Consider the following 433-nt stretch of genomic DNA (forward strand, 5'->3'; position numbering starts at 1 on the left):
GAGTTGTTGATAATCTGCCACCAGTTCATAGTGACCTGATTTTCCCGCTTCAAGATAAGCGAAACCGTTATCTAGGCCTAACTGGTGTGCCTGGAATTTGGCCTTGTAGCCTGATTTATTTCGATAATTGAGGTCGGCATCCACACTGGCATTCGCGCCGTCTTTGTCAGTTCCGAACGCATTACCGGAGTGAATGTCATCACTGTCAATATAGGCGGCATTGACCCCGATAGTGCCGGTATAGCCTTCGACTTGTGGACAGCGTTTACACTGAAATACTTGCTGTTTAACAGTACTGGTATTGGCCTTATTTACGCCAAAGTCAGCCGCCATTGCAGAGCCTGTTATCGCACCCGATATGGTGAGAAGTGATAACGTGATGAGGTTAAATTTGAATCTCATTTGAGTTACTCCTGGTTAGCGCTGCAGCTTG

The 433-nt window shown here is 46.7% G+C and carries 1 protein-coding gene; it reads right to left on the reverse strand.

What is annotated here, in order from left to right; translation table 11 throughout:
* Positions 1 to 402, reverse strand: a 402-nt coding sequence (locus tag CXF86_RS20035) for an MtrB/PioB family outer membrane beta-barrel protein (RefSeq protein ID WP_180961119.1), incomplete at its 3' end; no start/stop codon positions are given.
* Positions 403 to 433 lie beyond the last annotated feature (31 nt).

Source organism: Shewanella sp. GutCb, from assembly GCF_002836135.1.
Lineage (GTDB): Bacteria > Pseudomonadota > Gammaproteobacteria > Enterobacterales > Shewanellaceae > Shewanella.